The 6,634-nt window shown below is 65.4% G+C and carries 5 protein-coding genes; 1 reads left to right on the forward strand and 4 read right to left on the reverse strand.

Annotated elements, in window-relative coordinates:
- Positions 1–2 precede the first annotated feature (2 nt).
- Positions 3–1,532, reverse strand: coding sequence for a trimethylamine methyltransferase family protein (locus tag FJY73_05065; protein ID MBM3320028.1), 1,530 nt, complete (start codon positions 1,530–1,532; stop codon positions 3–5).
- A 73-nt stretch (positions 1,533–1,605) separates the two neighbouring features.
- Here FJY73_05065 and FJY73_05070 point away from each other — a divergent pair, with 73 nt between their 5' ends.
- On the forward strand, positions 1,606–3,372 hold the full coding sequence (locus FJY73_05070) for an aminotransferase class V-fold PLP-dependent enzyme (protein ID MBM3320029.1): 1,767 nt from the start codon (positions 1,606–1,608) through the stop codon (positions 3,370–3,372).
- 16 nt (positions 3,373–3,388) lie between these two features.
- On the opposite strand, the gene FJY73_05075 is transcribed toward FJY73_05070, so the two are convergent.
- The 3 genes from FJY73_05075 to FJY73_05085 form a co-directional block, all read right to left on the reverse strand.
- Positions 3,389–4,267, reverse strand: coding sequence for a DMT family transporter (locus FJY73_05075; GenBank protein MBM3320030.1), 879 nt, complete (start codon positions 4,265–4,267; stop codon positions 3,389–3,391).
- Between the two features lie 190 nt (positions 4,268–4,457).
- Positions 4,458–5,249, reverse strand: coding sequence for a response regulator (locus FJY73_05080; protein MBM3320031.1), 792 nt, complete (start codon positions 5,247–5,249; stop codon positions 4,458–4,460).
- Positions 5,246–6,634, reverse strand: a 1,389-nt coding sequence (locus tag FJY73_05085) for a PAS domain S-box protein (GenBank protein MBM3320032.1), incomplete at its 5' end; no start/stop codon positions are given. The genes FJY73_05080 and FJY73_05085, both read right to left, overlap by 4 nt.

Consider the following 6,634-nt stretch of genomic DNA (forward strand, 5'->3'; position numbering starts at 1 on the left):
GCTCACTCCCGCGAGGGGAGCGCGTTCGCTCCCGCCCGCCGGGCCTCGCGCTCCATGAGGCGCACGAGCTCTCTCCGCACGCCATCGTCGATCGCGGGCGGCTCGTGCCGCGCGATCCGCGCGTCCACCTCGGCGCGCGCTCTCTCCAGAAGCGTACGGCTCCCCTCCTCGATCCACCGGGGCCGGTTCGCGCGATCGATCACGGGACCCGGGAAAAGATGCTCCTCGCGGAGGTGGCGCCGCGTGTGCGCGGAGATGAGGAGATGATTCTCGCGAAGAAGCTCCTCGAAGATCGGCCGCGACGGGAAATCCTCCCTCGGCTCGATGCCGCGGACGAGGCGGAGGACCATTCCGCAGATCTCGTTGTCGACGACAAGCTTCTCGAGGCTCTGGCAGCTCTCGAAGTCGAGCATGCCGGGGCCGGAGATGTTGTTGATGCCGGAGAGCGCCGCGAGAACGGCCCCCATCGCGGATTCGAGCCCGGCCTGCGCGTCGAGGAGCTTCGCGTCGGAGAGCGCGATGTACGCCTGCGTCGGCAGCCCGAGGCGCTTTCCGATCTCGTTGGCCGCGCAGTCGATCATTTGCGTCTCGATCGCGCCCATCGGGGTCGTTTCGTAGCGGACGTCGAAGGCGGCCGGCGAGCCTCCGTAGAGGATCGGCGCCCCCGCTCTCGCGCACTGGGCGATCACGACGCCGCTCAGCGTCTCGGCGGTGTGCTGCACGAGCGTGCCGACGAGCGTGACCGGCGCGAGAAAGCCGGAGAGGGGCATCGCAATGAACTCGACGGGGATGAGGGATCGCGCGCAGTCGACCACGTTCTCCGACGTCACGTCGCTCCACTTGAGGGGCGAGGTCGGGCAGCAAGAGAACACGGCGAGCGGCTTCTCCTCGAGCGCGCGCTCCGATCCGCGCACCGCGATCTGCATGTCGCGCATCACGGCGAACGATTCAATGGTGAAGGTTCCCGTGACGACCGGCTTCTCGCAGTAGAGCAGGCTGAGAAACAAGCGGTAGCTGTCGGATATCTTCTCGGGAACATCGGACGGGATGAAGGCGGTGCTTTGCGAGGCGAGATGCTCGAGGCCCCCCATCAGCTTCGCGTAGCGGACGTAGTCGTGCGTGAGGGGCTTTCGGATCGCGTCCGTCTCGGGATCGAGGACGTGAAGAGCCGCGGAACCGGGGGTGAAGTGGACGTTGTCCCCGGAGAAGTCGTTCGTCTCCCGGCCGAGAACGTCGTACAGCTTGAACGATCGGGGCGCGGCGCGGAGCGAACGGTCGAGAAGCGCATCCCCGATGCGGACCCTGCGGGTCTCGCGATCGACGAGCGCGCCGTGTTCCGCGAGGAGGGAGACGACCGAGTCGTTTTGGATCGTGACGCCGATCTCTCGGAGGACGTCGCGCGCCTCGCCGAGAATGCGGTCGGCGAGATCATCGGAGAGAAGCCGGAGGGTCGGTCGCAAGCGGGCTCCTTTCTTCGGCGCGGCCGGGCGGTGTCTCTCGGCTATTCTCGCAAGCCCTCGCCCTCGGGTCAAGAAGGCGGCCGCCGGTTGGGTTCGTGCTCCTCTTGTCGTATACTCGGAGGGCGCCGGTCGCGGAGGTGATTTCGTGAAGAGAGAGAAGACCGTTTCCGACGGCATGCGGGCCGAGAGCGAGATCGCGGGCCCCCGTCTCTCGATCTCCGATCTTCGAGAGGAGATCATCGGCGCGGGCTTCCGCTTCCGGACGCCGTTCGGGATGCGCCTGATGGTCTACGCCGACTACACCGCCTCCGGGCGAGGCGTCCGTTTCATCGAGCGCTACCTGGCGAAGATCCAGGAGAACTACGCGAACACGCACACCGAGGACGATGAGACCGGCCGGAGCACGACGGAAATGCTTCACGCCGCGGAGCGGATCATCAAGCGCGCGGTGAACGGCGACTCGTCGACCTGCATCGTCGCCGCGGGAACCGGATGCACCGGAGCGATCCAGAAGCTCCAAGAGATCCTCGGCGTCTACATTCCTCCCGCGACGCGCGAACGTCTGCGAAAAGAGGCCGAGCAGTACGCGCGGGAAATCGGCTTCGATGACTCCGGATTCCGAAGCTTCTTGAGCGACTCAAGACCGGTCGTGTTCGTCGGCCCGTACGAGCATCATTCCAACGAGGTCTCGTGGCGCGAGTCTCTCGCCGAGGTCGTCGAGATCGCCCTCGACGAACAAGGAGGCCTCGACCGGGCGGATCTCGAGAGGAAGGTCTCCGATCCGAAGTACGGGAATTGTCTCAAGATCGGTTCCTTCTCGGCCGCGTCGAACGTGACCGGGGTGAAGACCCCGGTATACGAGACGGCGCGGATTCTTCACCGGAACGGAGCGCTCGCCTGCTTCGATTTCGCGGCGAGCGCGCCGTACGTCGCCATCGACATGAACCGCGACGCCGAGTCGTACTTCGACGCGATCTATCTCTCTCCCCACAAGTTCCTCGGCGGCCCGGGATCGGCGGGGATTCTCCTCTTCAACAGCCGGGTCTACCGGCTCGATCTCCCGCCGACGTTCGGGGCGGGGGGCACGGTCGACTACGTCGGGAGACACGGCCACGACTACACGGCCGACATCGAGGCGCGGGAGAAGCCGGGAACTCCGGGCACCCTTCAGATCATGAAGGCGGCGCTCGCGATCGAGCTCAAGGAGAGAATCGGCGTTCGGGCGATCGAGGAGCGGGAGCACGAGTTCATCCGCCGTTTCAACGCCCGCTTCGCCGGCCATTCGAAGCTCGAGATCCTGGGCGATCCGCGTCCCGGCACGCACATCTCGATCTTCTCCTTCAACATTCGCCACGGAGACCGTTATCTCCACTCGAAATTCGTCACGCGGCTCTTCAACGATCTGTTCGGGATCCAATCGCGCGCGGGCTGTTCCTGCGCGGGGCCGTACGGCCATCACCTTCTTCGCATCGACGACGACCTTTCCGAGAGATACCGATGTCAGATCAACGCGGGGTATCTCGGCATCAAGCCGGGCTGGGTGCGGCTCGGTTTTCATTACACGATGGACGAGAGCGACCTCGAGTACGTTCTCGACGCAACGGAGTTCCTGGCCGAGAACGGCCCGCTCTTTCTTCCGCTCTACCGTTTCAGCGCGAGGACCGGGACGTGGAGCCACGTGGACGAGCCGCCGAAGAGCGCTCCTCCCTTCGGCGTCAGCGAGGCCCTGCGGCCCGAAGCGCGCGAAACGCCCCCCCTCCCGGAGCGGGAGAAGCGTGCGGAGTACGCGCGCGCTCTCCGCGAGGCGAGCGAGGTCGCGGATCGGCTGAGGAACGCTCCCGCTCCCGCGTACCGCGAGTTCCCCGGCGAGTACGGATCGCTCGCGTTCTTTCACGTCGTGCACGTCGAGTGATCGGCGTCCCGTCTTCCTACGACCGCCGCTGAATCCATATCCCGAGAACGATCAGCGCGAGCCCCGCGACCGACGAGGGGAGGATCCGCTCTCCGATTACGGAACGAATGAAGAAGAGCGAGAGGAAGGGGGAGAGAAAGACGATGTTGCTCACTTTCGCCGACGTCTCGGAGAGGCGGAGCGCGCGGAGCCAGAAGAGGAACGCGAGGCCCATCTCGAAGAGCCCGATGTAGAGGCACCCGGCGAGCCCGCGCGGCGAGATCCGGAGGTCCTTCCCGAGCGCGAGATGAAGGACAAGCACGTACGCGGCGCCGAAGACGAAGTTCCACGCGAGCTTCTCCGCGTCGTCCCGCGGGTCCTTCACGTTCCGCAGCCAATAGAGAGCCCAGATCGCGGAGCTCCCGAGCGCGAGGAGCGCGCCGGGTCCGTTCGTGAAGCGAAGCTCGCGGAGGTTCCCGTGCGTGGAGATCACGATCACCCCGAGGAAGCTCACGAGGATCGCCGCGAACCCGAGCGGGCGAATCCTCTGTCCGAGGAGAGGGGCGGAGAGAAGGACCACCATGATCGGCCACGTGTAGTTCAGCGGCTGCGCCTCTTGCGCCGGGAGGAGATCGTACGCCTGGAAGAGAACGACATAATAGAGGAAGGGATTCAAGAACCCGCCGGCGGCCGATCGACGCCACGCCGTTCCTCTCGGCGTTCCGCTGCCGCCGCCTCTCTCGCGTTTTCGCCCGAACCGGACGGCGAGAAGAAACGCGGCCGAGAAGAAGGACGCGTAGAGAAGCATCGTGATCGGATCGGTCTCTCGAAGCGTGAGCTTGAACGCCGAAGCGACGGTGGACCAGCAAAGAACGGCGCCTACGGCGAAGAGGTACGCCTGGGTCTGTTTCCTCATCGATCGGTCCGCGCGCTCTCGCTCTAGGTGTCGTGTCCCGCGGATTCCTTGACGTTTTCGACGACCCTCGCGGCCCCTGGCTTCGTTGCTCCTCCTCGGCGTATCTCTTTGGATACGCGGTCGTCGTCGCGCCTCGCCAGGAACCACGAGGTCTCGCCGGAAACTGCCAAGTCACCCACGGGACACGACACTAGTTCGCATCCTCGGGGATCGGCGGGACCTTGCCGTACGGGCCGACGCCCATCCTCCGGAGAAGAGTTTGCAATTTCTTCCTCCGTTCGGCGAGCACGACCGACTTGAAGGAGTTTCGCGTCGCCCAGATGTCGTCCACGGTCTCGACGATCGCCTGAGTCATCTCGTCGAGCCGCGGGCAGTCGAAGAGGCGGCACGCCTCCATCGGGGGCCTCCCGTCTTGGCGAAGCAAGGACTCGGCGAGGAGGCGAAGACCCGAGAGCGACGCGATGATGTTTCGGAAGGTGAGCCCGACGAACGCGTCGACGGGAAGCGACCGCCCGGCCGCGGGCTCGGCTTTGGTCTCATCGAGCATCTTCTCGAGATCCGCCGTCCACTCCATGAGCTGGGTTCGAGCGCTCCGAATCGCCTCGCGCGTCCGCGAGCGGAGCATCGCGTGCTTCACTTCGGCGAGCAGCTGCTGCTCCTCGAACGGCTTGAGGAGGTACGCCTCGACTGGGAGACGGATCGCGTCCACGGCTGTTTTCACGGAAGGGTAACCGGTCACGATGATGACCGGGACCCCCTCGGCGATCTCGGGCATCTCCTTGATCAGCTCGAGATCGATGTTTCCGTTCATGTGGATGTCCGCGATGAGGAGATCGTAGGAAGCGCCGCGGAGCATCTCTTTCGCGCGGATCGCGTCGGGGGCGGTGTCGCATGCGTACCCCGCGCGGCGGAGAAGATCCGCGGTCGATTCGAGAAACACCTCCGCGTCGTCGGCGATGAGAATGCGTCCGGTTTGGTTCATGATGCCTGACCCCCTTCTTGGTCCGGCGGGATGAGAACCCGGAACACGGTCCCGCCGCCGGGCGTGCACTCGAAATCGATGGAGCCCTTCAGGGCTTCGATGATGGACTTGACGACGGGGAGGCCGAGCCCGAGGCCTCCGGTCTCGCCGGGAGACTTCGTCGTGAAGAGGGGCTCGTAGATCTTCCATCGGTTCTCCTCGGGGATGCCGGGCCCCTCGTCCGCGACCTCCAACAGAAGGACCCCGTCGTCGAGAACCCTCGTGCGGACGGAGACCCTCCCCTCGGAAGGAGAGGCCTCGATCGCATTGAGAATCAAATTATAAAGGATCTGGCGAAGAAGAGGCTCCGTCATCGTGAACGCGGCGCGACCATCCCCGAGATCGAGCTCGAGGCGCACGCCCCGCTTCTCGCACGTGCGGCGAAGAAGCGTCGCGACCTCTTCCGCGGATCGTGCCGGAGGAAAGCGGGAGGGGGCGCCGACCTCAGGGGCATGCAGCGAGGACATCTGCGAAACGATGAAGGCGATGCTGTCGATCTCCCTTAGAATGATCGGAACGTAACGAGCGTACGAGTTCTCCGAGGGGATCGCGTCCTTGATGAGAACGAAGGAGTTCCGGATGCCGGCGAGAGGATTGTTGATCTCGTGCGCGACGCGGGCGGCCATTCGTCCCGTCGCCGCGAGCTTCTCGATCTCCGCCTGACGCCTCTCGAGGGTTCGGACCCGCTCGGTCCGCTCGCGGACGAGGACCTCGAGCTTCTCGCCGTGCGCCCGCATCTGCTCTTCCGCCTTCTTTCGCTCGGTGATGTCGCGCGAGACGCCGAGAATGGCTCGGACCTTTCCGTCCTCCGACCGGATCGGCACAAGGGTCGTGGCGATCCAGAGCGCTCGGTGCGCGGTTCGGAAGAAGCGCTCAGCGGTCGTCGTGCTTCCGGTTTGCATCACCCGGAGGATCCCGGCCGCGTATTCCTCTGCGACCGGCGCCTCGAAGACTTGATCGAGCCGCCTGCCAAGCGCCTCCTCCGGGGTCAGGCCGACCGCCTGTCCCGCCGCCGTGTTGATGTACTTCACCCGAAGATCCGCATCGATGACGAAGATGAAGTCGGGCGAGGACTCGGCAAGCGTGCGGTAGTTCTCCTCGCTCCGACGGAGCGCCTCCTCGGCCTTCTTCCGCGCCGTGTTGTCGATGCAGAGGAGCTGGACGGCCGGCTCACCGCCGTACTCGATCGCCGCCGAGTAGACTCGGAGCCAACGAACGTGGCCGTCCCGGCGGACGACACGGATCTCGCTCTCCGGAGGATGATCGACACCGAGGAGACGCTCCCGGTAGGTGCCGAGGAGGCGCTCCTTCTCCTCCGGGTGGGAAACCCCAAGGAGGCCTCCAGG

This window comes from Candidatus Eisenbacteria bacterium, from assembly GCA_016867715.1.
In the GTDB taxonomy this organism is placed as follows: Bacteria; Orphanbacterota; Orphanbacteria; order Orphanbacterales; family Orphanbacteraceae; genus VGIW01.